Source organism: Mycobacterium sp. NGS27 (assembly GCF_059813005.1).
The window spans coordinates 377,983-391,846 of the sequence record NZ_JCALDT010000003.1 but is presented as its reverse complement, the minus strand read 5'-3'; the positions used below and the strand labels follow the sequence as shown (position 1 = coordinate 391,846).

16 protein-coding genes are annotated in these 13,864 nt (G+C 68.5%); 6 read left to right on the top strand and 10 right to left on the bottom strand.

The window, feature by feature from the left end; genetic code table 11:
• Position 1: 1 nt before the first annotated feature.
• Both AC5Y30_RS10395 and AC5Y30_RS10390 read left to right on the top strand, forming a co-directional pair.
• Positions 2 to 523, top strand: coding sequence for an FAS1-like dehydratase domain-containing protein (locus AC5Y30_RS10395; protein ID WP_499918050.1), 522 nt, complete (start codon positions 2 to 4; stop codon positions 521 to 523).
• Positions 524 to 1,453, top strand: coding sequence for a cyclopropane mycolic acid synthase family methyltransferase (locus AC5Y30_RS10390; RefSeq protein WP_499918049.1), 930 nt, complete (start codon positions 524 to 526; stop codon positions 1,451 to 1,453).
• A 62-nt stretch (positions 1,454 to 1,515) separates the two neighbouring features.
• Here AC5Y30_RS10390 and AC5Y30_RS10385 read toward each other — a convergent pair whose 3' ends face one another.
• From AC5Y30_RS10385 to AC5Y30_RS10345, 9 genes are all read right to left on the bottom strand, one after another.
• Positions 1,516 to 2,604, bottom strand: coding sequence for a lysophospholipid acyltransferase family protein (locus AC5Y30_RS10385; RefSeq protein WP_499918048.1), 1,089 nt, complete (start codon positions 2,602 to 2,604; stop codon positions 1,516 to 1,518).
• Entirely contained in the window at positions 2,586 to 3,713 is a 1,128-nt protein-coding gene (locus tag AC5Y30_RS10380) for an SDR family oxidoreductase (protein WP_499918047.1), read from the bottom strand. Before AC5Y30_RS10380 ends, AC5Y30_RS10385 begins: the two co-directional genes overlap by 19 nt.
• A gap of 51 nt (positions 3,714 to 3,764) precedes the next feature.
• Complete coding sequence (locus AC5Y30_RS10375) at positions 3,765 to 3,866, bottom strand: 30S ribosomal protein bS22 (RefSeq protein ID WP_003402602.1); 102 nt, start codon at positions 3,864 to 3,866, stop codon at positions 3,765 to 3,767.
• A gap of 147 nt (positions 3,867 to 4,013) precedes the next feature.
• The gene (locus AC5Y30_RS10370; protein WP_040629292.1) at positions 4,014 to 4,271 is read right to left on the bottom strand and encodes a cell division/environmental response transcriptional regulator; all 258 of its coding nucleotides are present in this window, start codon (positions 4,269 to 4,271) and stop codon (positions 4,014 to 4,016) included.
• A 138-nt stretch (positions 4,272 to 4,409) separates the two neighbouring features.
• A complete protein-coding gene (gene proC, locus AC5Y30_RS10365) occupies positions 4,410 to 5,282 on the bottom strand; it encodes a pyrroline-5-carboxylate reductase (protein WP_499918046.1) in 873 nt (290 codons plus the stop codon).
• Between the two features lie 27 nt (positions 5,283 to 5,309).
• Positions 5,310 to 6,161 carry a thioesterase family protein gene (locus AC5Y30_RS10360; RefSeq protein WP_499918045.1) on the bottom strand — a complete coding sequence of 284 codons (852 nt, stop codon included), beginning with the start codon at positions 6,159 to 6,161 and terminating at the stop codon, positions 5,310 to 5,312.
• Between the two features lie 26 nt (positions 6,162 to 6,187).
• Positions 6,188 to 7,030, bottom strand: coding sequence for a sugar phosphate isomerase/epimerase family protein (locus AC5Y30_RS10355; protein WP_499918044.1), 843 nt, complete (start codon positions 7,028 to 7,030; stop codon positions 6,188 to 6,190).
• Between the two features lie 14 nt (positions 7,031 to 7,044).
• On the bottom strand, positions 7,045 to 8,022 hold the full coding sequence (locus AC5Y30_RS10350) for an Rv0497 family membrane protein (protein WP_499918043.1): 978 nt from the start codon (positions 8,020 to 8,022) through the stop codon (positions 7,045 to 7,047).
• On the bottom strand, positions 8,019 to 9,035 hold the full coding sequence (locus AC5Y30_RS10345) for a Ppx/GppA family phosphatase (protein WP_499918041.1): 1,017 nt from the start codon (positions 9,033 to 9,035) through the stop codon (positions 8,019 to 8,021). The genes AC5Y30_RS10350 and AC5Y30_RS10345 overlap by 4 nt, the downstream gene beginning before the upstream one ends.
• A 119-nt stretch (positions 9,036 to 9,154) precedes the next feature.
• Here AC5Y30_RS10345 and AC5Y30_RS10340 point away from each other — a divergent pair, with 119 nt between their 5' ends.
• Complete coding sequence (locus AC5Y30_RS10340; RefSeq protein ID WP_499918039.1) at positions 9,155 to 9,949, top strand: DUF3109 family protein; 795 nt, start codon at positions 9,155 to 9,157, stop codon at positions 9,947 to 9,949.
• A gap of 9 nt (positions 9,950 to 9,958) precedes the next feature.
• Here AC5Y30_RS10340 and AC5Y30_RS10335 read toward each other — a convergent pair whose 3' ends face one another.
• Positions 9,959 to 10,675, bottom strand: coding sequence for a FadR/GntR family transcriptional regulator (locus tag AC5Y30_RS10335; RefSeq protein WP_499918038.1), 717 nt, complete (start codon positions 10,673 to 10,675; stop codon positions 9,959 to 9,961).
• A 45-nt stretch (positions 10,676 to 10,720) separates the two neighbouring features.
• Here AC5Y30_RS10335 and AC5Y30_RS10330 point away from each other — a divergent pair, with 45 nt between their 5' ends.
• Genes AC5Y30_RS10330 through AC5Y30_RS10320 form a run of 3 tightly spaced genes read left to right on the top strand, consistent with a single transcriptional unit; the run spans position 10,721 to position 13,856 of the window.
• A complete protein-coding gene (locus AC5Y30_RS10330; protein ID WP_499918037.1) occupies positions 10,721 to 11,665 on the top strand; it encodes a tocopherol cyclase family protein in 945 nt (314 codons plus the stop codon).
• Positions 11,662 to 11,991, top strand: a complete 330-nt coding sequence (locus AC5Y30_RS10325) for a hypothetical protein (RefSeq protein WP_499918036.1) — start codon at positions 11,662 to 11,664, stop codon at positions 11,989 to 11,991. The genes AC5Y30_RS10330 and AC5Y30_RS10325 overlap by 4 nt, the downstream gene beginning before the upstream one ends.
• The gene (locus tag AC5Y30_RS10320) at positions 11,988 to 13,856 is read left to right on the top strand and encodes a GMC family oxidoreductase (protein WP_499918035.1); all 1,869 of its coding nucleotides are present in this window, start codon (positions 11,988 to 11,990) and stop codon (positions 13,854 to 13,856) included. The genes AC5Y30_RS10325 and AC5Y30_RS10320 overlap by 4 nt, the downstream gene beginning before the upstream one ends.
• Positions 13,857 to 13,864 lie beyond the last annotated feature (8 nt).

Genomic DNA, 13,864 nt, shown 5'->3' with positions numbered 1-13,864 from the left:
CATGACGACCCCCAAGGAAGCCGAAGGACTCATCGGCAGCCATTACCGCGCGCCGGATTACTTCGAGGTCGGTCGCGAGAAGATCCGCGAGTTCGCGGCCGCGATCAAAGACGACCACCCGGCGCACTTTGACGAGGGTGAATCCGCGAAGGCCGGATACACCGACATGGTTGCGCCGCTGACGTTCCTCGCTATCGCCGGGCGCCGAGTGCAGTTGGAGATCTTCACCAAGTTCAGCATCCCCATCAACATCGCCCGGGTCATCCACCGGGACCAGAAATTCAAGTTCCACCGGCCGATCCTGGCGCACGATAGGCTGTACTTCGACACTTACCTCGACTCGGTTATCGAGTCCCACGGCACGGTGCTCGCGGAGATCCGCAGTGAAGTGACCGACGCCGACGGAAAACCGATCGTCACGAGTGTCGTCACAATGCTGGGAGAGTCTTCAAATCAAGAGGACGTCGAGGCAACCGCCGCAGCAGTTGCATCCATATCCGCAGGAAAGTTAGGGGCCCTGTAAATGTCTGGAGAGCGGGAAACGGGAAGCACGCAACTCAAGCCGCCGGTCGAGAAGGTCCGGTCGCACTACGACAAGTCGAACGAATTCTTCAAGCTCTGGCTCGACCCGTCGATGACCTACAGCTGCGGGTACTTCGACGAAAACCCGGACCCGCAGAATCTGACCAAGACGCTGGAAGAGGCGCAGTACGCCAAGCGCAAGCTCGCCCTGGACAAGCTGAACCTCGAGCCCGGCATGACGCTGCTGGACATCGGCAGCGGCTGGGGCTCGACGATGCGGCACGCAGTGGACGAGTACGACGTCAACGTCATCGGCCTGACGCTGAGCGAGAACCAGTACGCCCACTGCGTGGCGGAGTTCGACAAAATGGACAGCCCCCGCCGCAAGGAGGTGCGGATCCAGGGCTGGGAGGAATTCCCCGGCGACGTCCCGATCGACCGCATCGTGTCGCTGGGCGCGTTCGAGCACTTCGCCGACGGTGCAGGAGACGCCGGGTACGAGCGCTACGCCACCTTCTTCAAGAAGTACTACGACCTGTTGCCCGACGACGGCCGCATGCTGCTGCACAGCATCGTGGTGCCCACCGCCGAAGAGGGCAAGGCAATGGGCTTGCAGGTGAACATGACCCTGTTGCGGTTCATCAGTTTCATCCTCAAGGAGATTTACCCGGGCGGAAAGTTGCCGCAGGTCAACCTGGTCGACAAGTACGCCACCGATGCGGGTTTCAAGATCGAGCGGCATCACTTCATCGGTAAGAACTACGTTCCGACGTTGACCGCCTGGGGGGATGCCCTCGAGGCGCACAAGGACGAGGCCATCGCCCTGAAGGGGCAGGAGACCTACGACATCTACCTGAAGTACTTGCGGGGATGCTCGGACCTGTTCCGCGACGGCTACACCAACGTCTGCCAGTTCACGATGGTCAAGTAATCGGTTCCCGAAAGGTCAACGCCATCGCGGATTTTCCGCGGTGGCGTTTCCTTTTGCGCGGCTCAGCCGAAGAAGATGTTGCGGCGGCCGGCCAACAGCCGGTACAGCGTCTGCTGGATGGTCTCGCGCACCTGGTCGGTCAGCTCGAAGGTGACCATCGGATCCTCGGCGTCGGAGGCCGCGTAGTCGTCGGTGTGGATCGGCTCACCGAACGCGATGTGCCACTTCGAAGGAAGGGGCACCAGGCCCACGGGGCCGGCCAGCGGAAACAGCGGCGTGATCGGGAAATACGGCAGCCCGAACAGCCGCGCCAGCAGCTTGACGTCGGTCAGCATGGGGTAGATCTCTTCGGACCCGATGATCGAGCAGGGAATGATCGGCGCCTTGGTCCGCAGCGCCGCCGTGACGAATCCACCACGGCCGAACCGCTGCAGCCGGTAACGGTCCTCGAAGTGCTTGCCCAGCCCCTTGTAGCCCTCCGGGAACACGGCGGTCAGCTCGCCGGCGGCGAGCAATCGGTGCGCGTCCGTCGTGCAGGCCATCGTGTGGCCGGCCTTGCGGGCCGCCTCCCCCACCACCGGCAGATCGAACACCATGTCGGCGGCCAGCAGCCGCATGTCGCGCTGCGCGGGATGCTCATCGTGCACCGCCACCGAGAGCATCAGCCCGTCGAACGGCAACACCCCGGCGTGGTTGGCGACCACCAGCGCGGCGCCCTCGTCCGGCAGGTTCTCGATCCCGCTCACCTCGACCCGGAACCAGGATCGGAAGAACAACCGCAGCAACGGCCGGACGATCGCGCTGTTGAAGTGCGGGTCGAAGCCGAACTCGTCGACGCTGTAATCACCGGTGAGCCGTTGGCGCAGGAATCCGGCGACCGAGGCGACGCGCTGGGCCAAGTCATTCAGCGGCGCGTCGGCCGACGATGCCCCCGCGGCACGGCGGTGCTCGTCGATTTCGCGGACCACCGCGGCGATCTGCTCCGCAGATGCCCGACCTTTGGGATCGGAAAGCAAGGAGGGATGCTGGCGGGAGGACTCAGCACGTTGGTCCGCTCTCCGGCGCGCCGCTACCCGACCCCGATTCGTGTGCAGCGGAATGACATTCGCTCTGTTTTCGCCCGCCACGATACCTACCTGACCCCACCCCACGGAATTGGATTTCGGCTACCCCAGCGCTGAGCCAGGGCTATCGCGCGATCTTCCCAGGAGCGTACCCGAAGTGGGTCGATAATGGGAGTTAAGCTGCGGCCGCGAACGTAATCGTCAAACGCCTCCGCCGTCGACCATTTCGGCTGGTAGCCGAGCTCCGAACGCATCCGGCTGGTATCCATGACGCGGCCGTAACTCAAATAATCGAACTGATCACGACTGATCTCGTTGTAGCGGTTGGCTCGGCGTAACGAATCCAGGGCCCAGACACCGAAACTCGGTACTGGCAACGGAATCCGGCCGGCCCGCCGAATCGCCTGCGACAGCATGATGATCCCGTCGGCGCCGATGTTGAACGTTCCCGCCTTGCCGGCCATCGCCGCGCGCTCCAGCGCACCGAGCGCATCCTGCTCGTGCAGCAATTGCAGGCGCGCGTCGCGCCCGAACATGGTCGGCACTAAAGGTCCAGCCAGATAACGCGATAGCGTCGTGTCCATCGCCGGGCCGATCATGTTGGCCAGCCGCAGGATCGTCACGGCGATGTCGGGCCGGCGCCGTCCCAGCCCGCGCGCGTAGGCCTCGATGTCGAGGCTGTCTTTGGCGAAACCGTCACGGAACGGTCGACGGCTGGTGCTGTCCTCGGTGAACATCACCGGGTCGTGAGCGCTTGAGCCGTACACCTCCGACGTGGACTTGAGCACGACCCGGCGCACCGAGGGCGCCTTCTGGCAGGCCGCGAACAGCTGCATCGCACCCATCACGTTGATCTCTTTCAACGCGGCGGTGCCACCGGATCGCGGCGCGTAGGACGCCGCCGCCGCGTGCACCACCGTGTCGACATCGCCGTTGCGAATCACCTTGGCTATGAAGGGATTCCGGATGTCGGCCCGGACGAACTCGGCGCGCCCCATCCGGCGCAGCATGTCCTTGCTCGGGGCTATCGCATCCACCGCGATGACCGTATTGATCATCGGGTTCTGCGCGAGCCGAGCCGTCAGGTAGCCGCCCAGAAACCGGCACGCGCCGGTGACCAGCACGATCTTGGGGTAGTGCACGGTGTTGCCTGCGGTGTCGCCCGGCCCGGCGTTCTCCCCGTTCGTCGGATCCACTCGAACAGCCTAGCGGCCAGGCGAGACGGCGGCACTACGCCGCGAGCGGGGTTACTTACCGAGTTTTCTGCGCTGCACCCGGGTGCGACGCAGCAGCTTGCGGTGCTTCTTCTTCGACATGCGCTTGCGCCGCTTCTTGATTACTGAACCCATGAACTCCGCTATCTGACCGTGACCTGCTTCAAAGATTGGACCCGGACACTTTACCCGGCGGAACGCACCGAACACCAAACCGGTATCGGCCCGATCGCCACGCAACCGCGGAGTCTAGGTGCCGCACGCAAGAGGCACCGTTTCCGGTCAGCCGGCGTCGAAGTAGGACGTCTCCAGCATGTCGTGGACGGCCTTGGCGTGCACCCGGAAGGACCGGCCCACGCGGACCGCGGGCAGCTCACCGTTATGCACCAACCGGTACACCGTCATCTTCGAGACCCGCATCAACGCCGCCACCTCGGCGACGGTGAGAAACTGCGTCCTGCCCTGCTGGCTGTCGACGGAACTGGCGTCCCGTGGCTTACCTGCGGCATCTCGCGCTGATGGCCCGTTACTAGACGTCATCGCAACCCAATCGTGTCAGGCACGCGCATGCCAGCGGCTTCCCCTCCGCTGGCACCCACACGTGCTTACAAGAGGAGAATAGCGGGACTAATGGGGTTACTGGTACTGGTGGGGGACAATCAGTTCAAAAAACTTGGATTACTCTGATGTAATTCTTAGCTGCTCAGAGCGCGTTTTGGCGGCCTGAACGGCCGCGTCGACGGCCGCTCGCAGGCCCCCGCGTTCGAGCTCGCGCAGCCCGGCCGCGGTGGTGCCGCCGGGCGAGGTCACCGTCGCTCGCAGCTGCGTCGCCGTGGCGTCCGCCCGCGGGCCGGGCGCCTCGGCGTCGCCCGGCCGGTCGGCGTCCATGCCCTCGAGCAACATGGCGGCCGAGCCGGCCATCGTCTGCGCAGTCAGGTCGGCGGCCACCTCGCGGCTCAGGCCCGCAGCGACACCGGCGTCGATCAGGGCCTCGACCAGCAGGAAGAAGTACGCCGGCCCGGAGCCCGACAGCGCGGTGACGGCGTCCATCTGGCCCTCCGGAACGCTCAGGACGCCCCCGACGGAGTCGAACAGGGCCGAGACGCCTTCGAGCTGCGCCGCCGTGACGTACCTGCCCTTGGCCAGGGCCGTGACCCCGGCGCCGACCAGGGCCGCCGCGTTCGGCATCGCCCGAACCACCGGCGTCCCCGCCGGGAGCTTCGACTCGAAGTAGGTGATGGTGATGCCGGCCGCGACCGTGACGAAGACCTGCTCGGCGGTATCGCCGTCGGCGGCGGCGGCCGCGCGGGCGATCTGCGCCATCACCGACTCGACATCGGCCGGCTTGACCGCGACCACGACGAACGACGCGTTCTCGACCGCGTCCGATACCGAACTGATCAGCACGGAATAGGTATCGGCCAGGTACTTGGCGCGCTCGGGAACCCGCTCGACCACCACCAGATCTTTGACCTGCCGGCCCGCCCGCAGCAGACCCGACAGCAGTGCCTCCCCGATGCTGCCGCCACCGATGATCGCGATTCTTGCCATGCCGGACAGCATCGCAGACACCGCGCTCTAGCGAGCGGCAGGGACCAGTGCCAACTGGCGAGCCTGCACCACAAGGCGGCCCAGGCTGTCGACGACGGTGTGGTCCTCGTCGAACCAGTCCTGACCGATCTCGGTGCAGGTCGCGATGATGCGCAGCCAGCCATCGGCCGGCAGGCCGCGCAGAAACGCCGTGAGCTGGATGGTGGGGGCCCATCCGGTGCGGTCCACCGCGAAGGTCACCGGCGCCGACAGATCCCCGCACATGAGCGCGAACAGCGCGTCCGGGGCCACACCGCGGGGCCGCGCCCACATCTGGATCACCGGTGGACGCCCGTCACCGCGGGGCGCCATCGTCGACAACACCGGCCGCACGTCGCAGCCCTCGCCCAGGTGCACGAGGCCGGCCAGCGGATGCCCCGGCCCGATCGGCTCGATGTCGTCGGGCGGCTCGGGCGCCATCAGGTCAGCCACCGGGTTGGCCGACAGCAGCGGCCTGGCCACCCCTTCAGAACCGTCCCGATGCCAGTGCTCGGGTTCGCCGAGGTTGACCACGGCATGCACCGCGGTGCGGTCGCCCTGGTTGAGCTCGACATCGACGACGCTGATCCGGCGGCCCCGCTTGCGAAGCGAGGTCACCAGCTGCACCGGACCGGGGTCGGGCGCCCACAGGAAGCTCGCCGACACCGCGACCGGCTGCTGGACCGGTTGTAGCGCGTCGGACTGCCCACCCCAGGCGGTGCGGGCGGCGTTGGCGCAGAGCGCCAGCATCGCGCCGCCGTGCACCTTGGGACCAATGGTCCAGCGCTTGTCGAGCTCGCCCTCAAAGACGCCGGGACCGACCTCCCGCAGGGTCATTGCGGTGGTGAATAACGCGCTCATGTTGTCTGGGTTTTCTCCTGGCTGGGTCAGCGCAGCAGATGCGTGCGGGCAAACTGCAGCGATTCGGCGAGCATGGCCTCGCGCTCGTTGGCGGAACGGGCGCTGGACGTCGACACCTCCAGGATGACGTGCCCGGCGAAGTGGCTGCCGGCCAGCATCTGGCACACCTCGGCCGTCGGTTGCGTGCCGCGCCCGGGCACCAGGTGCTCGTCGGCGGGCAGGCCGTTGCCATCACACAGGTGCAGATGCACCAGCCCCTGCCCCATCCGCTCGGCCATGTCCAGCGAGTCGGTGCCCGCGGTCGCGGTGTGGGACAGGTCCAGCGTGTAGTGCGCGTGGTTGCCGTCGAGCGGGTCGTAGGAGGGCGCGAACGCCGATATCGCCGGGCCGGGGCCCCCACCGCGTCGACGCATCCGTTCCAGCGACTGGCCGGCACCGAAGAGCCGGTCCGCGCGGAACGGGAACATGTTCTCCACGGCGACCATCACGTCGCTGGACGCTTCCAGCTCCGCCACCTGCTCGCTGAAACCCTCGGCGTAGCGCCGCTGCCAGCGAAACGGCGGGTGGACCACCACGGTCTGCGCGCCCAGCTGTTCGGCGGCGCGCACGCTGCGATCCAGCTTGGGCACCGGGTTGGCGCCCCACACCCGCTGCGAGATGAGCAGGCAGGGCGCGTGCACGGACAGCACCGGGACGCGGTAGCGCCGCGACAGCTTCTTGACGGCGGCGACATCCTGGCTCACGGCCTCGGCCCACACCATGAGCTCGACGCCGTCATAGCCGAGCCGCGCCGCGTACTCGAAGGCGGCCTCGGCCCGCAACGGGTACACCGAAGCCGTGGACAGGCCGACTTTGATGGCTGGACGCACTGTCTACGGTGCCGCTAGCCCGATTGCAACGACAGCGCCAAGGGCCCCAGGGTGATCAGCGCACCCACCGCGACCGCGATCAACGTGCTGGCGATGTCCTCGGTTTTGCGAACCACCCGGACCCCGGCCACCAGGCCCAGGATGACCAGCACCGATAGCACCAGCGCCACCAGGCTGTTCCACCGCCACAGCTGGTCGAAGGCCACGAACAACCCGCCGCCGAACGCGACGGCGAGCATCGATTGCAGCACGACCACCCCGCCGCGCCACACCGCGTCGAACCTGCCGCCTTCGAGATGGGCATCGGCCTCTGCGTCCGCGTCGCGGTGCCCGATGTCGAGGTGATCGTCGCGGAGCACCCCCGCGGGCAGCGGTCCGGATCCGTCCTCGTCGGCGTCATCGCCCGAATCCCCGGACCGCAGGAAGGAGCGCACGTACGCGGAGTCCTCCAGCGCCGGTTCGGCCTCGCGCACCTCGGAGTCCATGACGTCCACCGGGACATCGGCGTAGTGATCCATCGGGTCGAAGCTCATGTCCTCGGCGCCCGAACCCGGCTCCCCGGTGCCGTTAACGGGCGAACCCGCCCTGCGGGCCTCGGGCAACGGCCGCGGGTATTCGCTGCGCTCGGGCCCCGCCGCCCGCTTGGGCTGCGGCGGTGACTTGGGCCAGCGCGGCTCGGGCTCGGACCAGTAGGGCGCCTTCGGCTCGTCCCTGACTACGGGCTTGGCTACGGGCTTGGCGGGTGAGCCCGGTTCGGCGACGTCGATCGTGTCGGCGGCTTCGGTGGATTCGAATCCGGGCTCGTCGTCATCGCGGATCACCGGGAGGTCGCCGGTCAGTTCGGCGACGGTCACCGCATCGTTGTCGCCGCGCCGACGACGTCGCCGCCGGGTGACGGCCGGGGCGCCGATGGTTCCGTTTTTGGCCAGCAATTCGGCAACCGAGATGGGCCGAGTTCCGGAGTCCTCGGGCTCGGGGTGCGGTCCGGTCATGGTTTGTCGCCTCTCGATCGGTTCTGATTCCGATCAACTACCTGGCCTCCAGCATTGCGCACCGAAGGCTCCATGAGGGCCGATCCGTCGGCTTCGCTGTCGAGTTTGCGCAAGATGAGACCTTCCCGTAATGCCCACGGGCAGATATCCACCGATTCGATCGACAGCGCTCGCATGCTTGCCTCCGCCACCAGGGCACCCGCAACGATCTGCGGTGCCCGCTCGGCGCTCACTCCTTCCAGTTCTGCCCGGTCAGCGGTCGTCATCCTAGAGATGAAAGATATGAGTTGCCTGAGGCCGTTTGCTGTGAGCGTCCTCTTGACGCGCGGTCCGGCGCCCGAGGGCGCCGCACCGGTGAGCCGCGCCAGCGAGCGAAAGGTCTTCGAGGTGGCGACCGTCAGGTCCGGACTACCCGACTCGAGGATGTTCACGCTGGCTTCGGCGAGCTCGGCATCCAGCCAATCGCGCAGCATCGCCACCCGGCGCCGGCCCGGCGGATCGTCGGGCAGCCACTCGCGGGTCAGCCGCCCGGCCCCCAGCGGCAGCGACAACGCGACCTCCGGCTCCTCGTCGACGCCGCTGGACATCTCCAGCGAGCCGCCACCGATGTCGAGGTTGATGATGCGGCCCGCGCTCCACCCGTACCACCGGCGCACCGCCAGGAAGGTCAGCCGCGATTCGTCGACCCCGGTCAGCACCCGCAACTCGACGCCGGTCTCCTTGCGCACCCGGCTCAGCACATCGTCGGAGTTGCCGGCTTCGCGGACCGCGGATGTGGCGAAGGCCATCAGCTCCGCGCAGCCCGAACTGTCGGCGATCTTGGCGAATTCGTCGAGCGTGGAAATCAGTTTGTCGGCACCACGTTTGGTGATCTTGCCGGCGCTGTCGGTGGCCTCGGCGAGACGCAGAGTGGCTTTCGTCGAACTCATCGGCGTCGGGTGGCCGCCCCGGTGGGCATCCACCACCAGCAGATGCACCGTGTTGCTGCCCACGTCGAGAACGCCCAATCGCACGTAAACAACCTAACGAAACCCCGGATGCGCTGCTTTGCGCGACCCGGTCAACCCGTCGCGACCGGGGCCATCCGGGCCCCGAGTGTCAGCGGCTCGGATGGCCCGAACCGTGGTCTAACGTGGACCACGTGGCGAATTCGCACCCGGAACCGGGCCAAGAGGTCGAGCTGGATTTCGCCCGCGAATGGGTGGAGTTCTACGACCCCGACAATCCCGAGCACCTGATCGCGGCGGACCTGACCTGGCTGCTCTCGCGGTGGACATGTGTATTCGGCACTCCGGCCTGCCGCGGCACGGTGGCGGGCCGCCCGGACGACGGGTGCTGCTCGCACGGTGCTTTCCTGTCCGACGACGACGACCGCGCCCGCCTGGATGACGCGGTCAAGAAGCTGACCGACGACGACTGGCAATACCGCGCAAAAGGGTTGGGCCGCAAGGGTTATCTGGAAATCGACGAGCATGACGGGCAACCGCAGTATCGCACCCGCAAGCACAAAGACGCGTGCATCTTCTTGAACCGGCCCGGATTCAGCGGCGGTGTCGGCTGCGCGCTGCACAGCAAGGCCCTCAAACTGGGTGTGCCGCCGCTGACCATGAAGCCCGATGTCTGCTGGCAGCTGCCGATCCGTCGCAGCCAGGAGTGGGTGACCCGGCCCGACGGCACCGAGATCCTCAAGACCTGGGTCACCGAATACGACCGCCGCGGTTGGGGTTCCGGTGGCGCCGACCTGCACTGGTACTGCACCGGCGATCCGGCCGCCCATGTCGGCGCCAAGCAGGTATGGGAAAGCCTGGCCGACGAACTCACCGAGCTGCTCGGCGCGAAGGCCTACTCCGAGCTGGCCGCAATGTGCAAGCGCCGCAGCAAGTTAGGGCTCATCGCGGTGCACCCGGCGACACGCATCGCCGAGTAACCGCGTACTTCAGGCTTCCGTTTGGTAAGCCGCCACCATCCGCAACGCGCTGGCGTTGAGGTACGCCTCGACCGCGGCGGCGGCCGCCGCCGCGTCGCGCGCCAGCACCGCCTCGGTGATCGCGCCCAGCTCGGCTACCACCACGGCGGCGTCGTCATAGGCGGCGGTGAGTTCGTGTTCGCGTCCACCGAAAGCTTGCTCGACCCAGCGGTAGAGCAATCCCAGCGCGCGGTTGCGACTGCTGTGAATGAGCACGCGGAAGTAGTCGAGGTCGGCGGCCTGCCGCGTGGTCGCGCTCTCGGCGTCGCTGACCGCCAGCAGGGCGGCGCGCAGCGCCTCGGCATCCTCGGGCAGGCTGCGCTGCGCCGCCAACCGGCCGATCAATGGACCCAGCGCAGCCCGGATGTCGAGCAGCTCCACCAAGAACTCGGGTCCTAATCGGCGGACCAGCGCCTCGACCACCGCGGGATGGGTGAGCGCCTGCGGATCGCGCACCAGGTTGCCGCTGCCGTGCCGGGTCTCGATCAGGCCCATCTGCTGCAGGCGGGCCAGACCCTGCCGCAACGACGTGCGATTGACCCCGAGTTGCTCGGCCAGGTCCCGCTCCGGCGGCAGGGCGGAACCCGGCGGAAAGGCGCCGTCGAGGATGGCGTCGGCGATCGAGGCCGCGATCTGTTCATCCACCCGCTGGCGGTCCGGCGGTTGAATCGGACTTGACTGGTTCATTGGCTCAACCAATATAGTGGACTGCGTCGGCGACGGGAGCAAGTTATGGATGACGAACAGCGTTCGGCCGCGGCCCCACGCTGGCGCGGCAAGCCAGGGCGCCTCGAGGTCTGGTACGCCACGCTCTCCGACCCACGGACGCGTGCGGGCTTGTGGGTCCATTGCGAGACCGTGGCGCCGCAGCAGGGCGCCGCCTACGCGCACGGCTGGATCACCTGGTTCCCTCCCGACGGCCCACCCCGCACCGAGCGATTCGGCCCCGAGCACACCCAGCCCGCGACCGGCCCCCGATGGTTCGACGCCGACGGCGTGCAGGTGGCCGACGGCCGGCTCTGCGGCCGCGCCGGATCGCTGGCCTGGGACCTGTCCTGGACGGACACCGCGCGCCCGCTGTGGACGTTTCCGCGCCCGGCCTGGGAGCGCGAGCTGCTGCCCGGCGCCCAGGTCGTCCTCGCCCCCGCCGCCGACTTCGCCGGCTCGCTGACCGTCGCAGACGCCGCGGCACGCATCGACGGCTGGCGCGGCGCCGTTGCCCACATCTACGGGCACCGCAACGCCCAGCGCTGGGGGTGGATCCACGCCGACCTCGGTGGCGGCGACGTCCTCGAGGTGGTCACCGCCGTGTCACACAAGCCGGGCCTGCGCAGGCTCGCCCCGCTGGCTTTCGTGCGGTTCCGCATCGACGGAAAGGACTGGCCCGCACGCGCTTTGCCGTCGCTGCGGATGCGGACAACGCTCGGCCCCAGGCACTGGCAGCTGGAAGGACGCATAGGCGCTCGCCGGGTGCTCATCCGGGTCGACCAGCCGCCGGACCGCTGCGTGTCCCTGGGCTACACCGACCCCGACGGCGGCGCCGCCGTCTGCACGAACACCGAACAGGCCGACATTCACGTCGACATCGACGACCGCCGTTGGTCGGTGCTCGGACATGCCGAGGTAGGCCTGCGCGGCGTCGAGGCGCCCGACATCAACGAAAGGATCCCGACATGAGCTTCCTACTCGACCCGCCGCTGCTGATGGCCAGCGGCGCGCTCATCGAGCGGCACGTGCCGCCGGACCGGCGAGACGTCGCCGAGGCCGCGGTCCTTGGCGTCTTCTTCGGCGGGTCGTTCGGCCTCTACCACGACGTGCCCGGCCTCGGACTGCTGTGGCGCCCGTTCCGCGCGCGCAACGGGCGCGACTTCATGTGGAACAGCGGGGTTTTCGGGGTCGACACCGCGAAAGCGGGTTGGCCCCTGCACGCGGCGGCGGCCGCCATCTTCGCGACCTATCCGCTCTTCATCAAGATCGGCCGCCGGTTCGGATTGCTGGCATGAGCCGCGCGGCCGAGCGGGCAGCCGCGTCGTTCGGCACCGCGCTGCTGCCCGAGGAACACGGCGGCCCGCCAGCGGCGGAGCTGGCTGAGCGCATCGAGCGATACCTCACCCAGCTCCCGGCGACATCGAGGCTGGGAGTGCGCGCCGGATTCGCATCAGTCAGTGCCGCAAGCTATCTCACCACCGGCCGGCCACTGTCGCGGCTCGGCCCCGGCGGCCGGGAACGGTTGTTGCGCCGAGTGGCTTCGCTCAGCCCGGAGGCCGGTGCCGCCCTCGAGGCGCTCAAGGCGATCGTGTTGCTCGCAAACGGTGCCGACACCTATGCGCCCGAACTGTTCGCCCGCGCCCGCGAGCACGACGTGGCGCGCCCCGATCCGGATCTGACCGTCATCTCCTCGGCCGACTGCCCGTCGGTCGTCACCGCCGACGCCGTGGTCGTCGGCTCGGGCGCCGGCGGCGCGATGGTGGCCCGCACCCTGGCGCGGGCGGGCCTTGACACCGTCGTAGTCGAGGAGGGACGCCGCTGGACGGTCGAAGAATTCCGCGGCACCCACCCGATCGACCGTTACGCCGGGCTTTACCGCGGCGGCGGGGCCACCGTCGCGCTGGGACGCCCGTCGGTGGTGCTGCCGATCGGCCGCGCGGTCGGCGGCACCACCGTCGTGAACTCCGGCACCTGCTACCGGCCGCCGCCCGCCGTCGCCCGGCGCTGGCGCGACGTGTTCGGTCTCGGCCTGGCCGACCACGACCGGCTGACGAACCACCTCGACGAGGTCGAACGCACGCTGCGGGTCGCGCCCGTGCCGATGGACATCATGGGCCGCAACGGGCGCCTGCTGCTGGACGCCGCCGCGACGCTGGACTGGCAGGCGGCGCCGATCCCGCGTAACGCTCCAGGCTGTGCGGGCTGTTGCCAGTGCGCAATCGGGTGCCCACGCAACGCCAAGTACGGGGTGCACCTCAACGCGCTGCCGCAGGCCTGCGCGGCGGGCGCCCGGATCGTCTCGCACGCCCGCGTGGAACGGGTACTGCACCGGCGCGGGCGTGCCTATGGGGTGCGCGGGCGCCGGGTCGACGGCACCGCACTGGACATCCTGGCCGACACGGTCGTCGTCGCCGCGGGCGCGACAGAGTCACCGAACCTGCTGCGGCGCAGCGGGTTCGGCGACCACCCGCGGGTCGGCCGCAATCTGGCGGTGCATCCGGCGACGGTGCTCGCCGGGCGCTTCGACTCGGACGTCGTCGCCTGGCACGGCGTGCTGCAAAGCGCCGCCGTCCACGAGCTGCACGAGTCCCAGGGTGTGCTCATCGAGGCCACGTCCACCCCGCCGGGGATGGGGTCAATGGTCTTTCCGGGCTACGGCGCCGAGCTACTCGGCTGGCTCGACCGGGCGCCGCAGGTCGCCACGCTAGGGGCCATGGTGGCCGACCGTGGCGTCGGCTCGGTGTCGTCGGTCCGCGGCCAGACGGTGATGCGCTACCCGATCGACAGGGGCGACGCCGCCAAGCTGGTGACGGCGATGGAGGCCATGGGGCGATTGCTGTTCGCCGCGGGAGCCGTCGAGGTCCTCACCGGCCTGCCGCATGCGACGACGGTGACGTCGCTGCCCGCACTGCGGGATGCGCTGCAGCGCGCCGACCCGAGAAGCCTGCACGTCGCGGCGTTTCATCCGACCGGCACCGTGGCGGCGGGCGCCGACGAGCAGTTGTGTCCGGTCGACGCGACGGGTCGGCTGCGCGGCGTGCGCGGTGTGTGGGTGGCCGACGCGTCGATCCTGCCCAGCTGCCCGGAAGTGAATCCGCAGCTGTCGATCATGGCGCTGGCCCTGGGCGTCGCCGACCACATCGTCGGCGCCGCCCGCTGAGCGTGCGG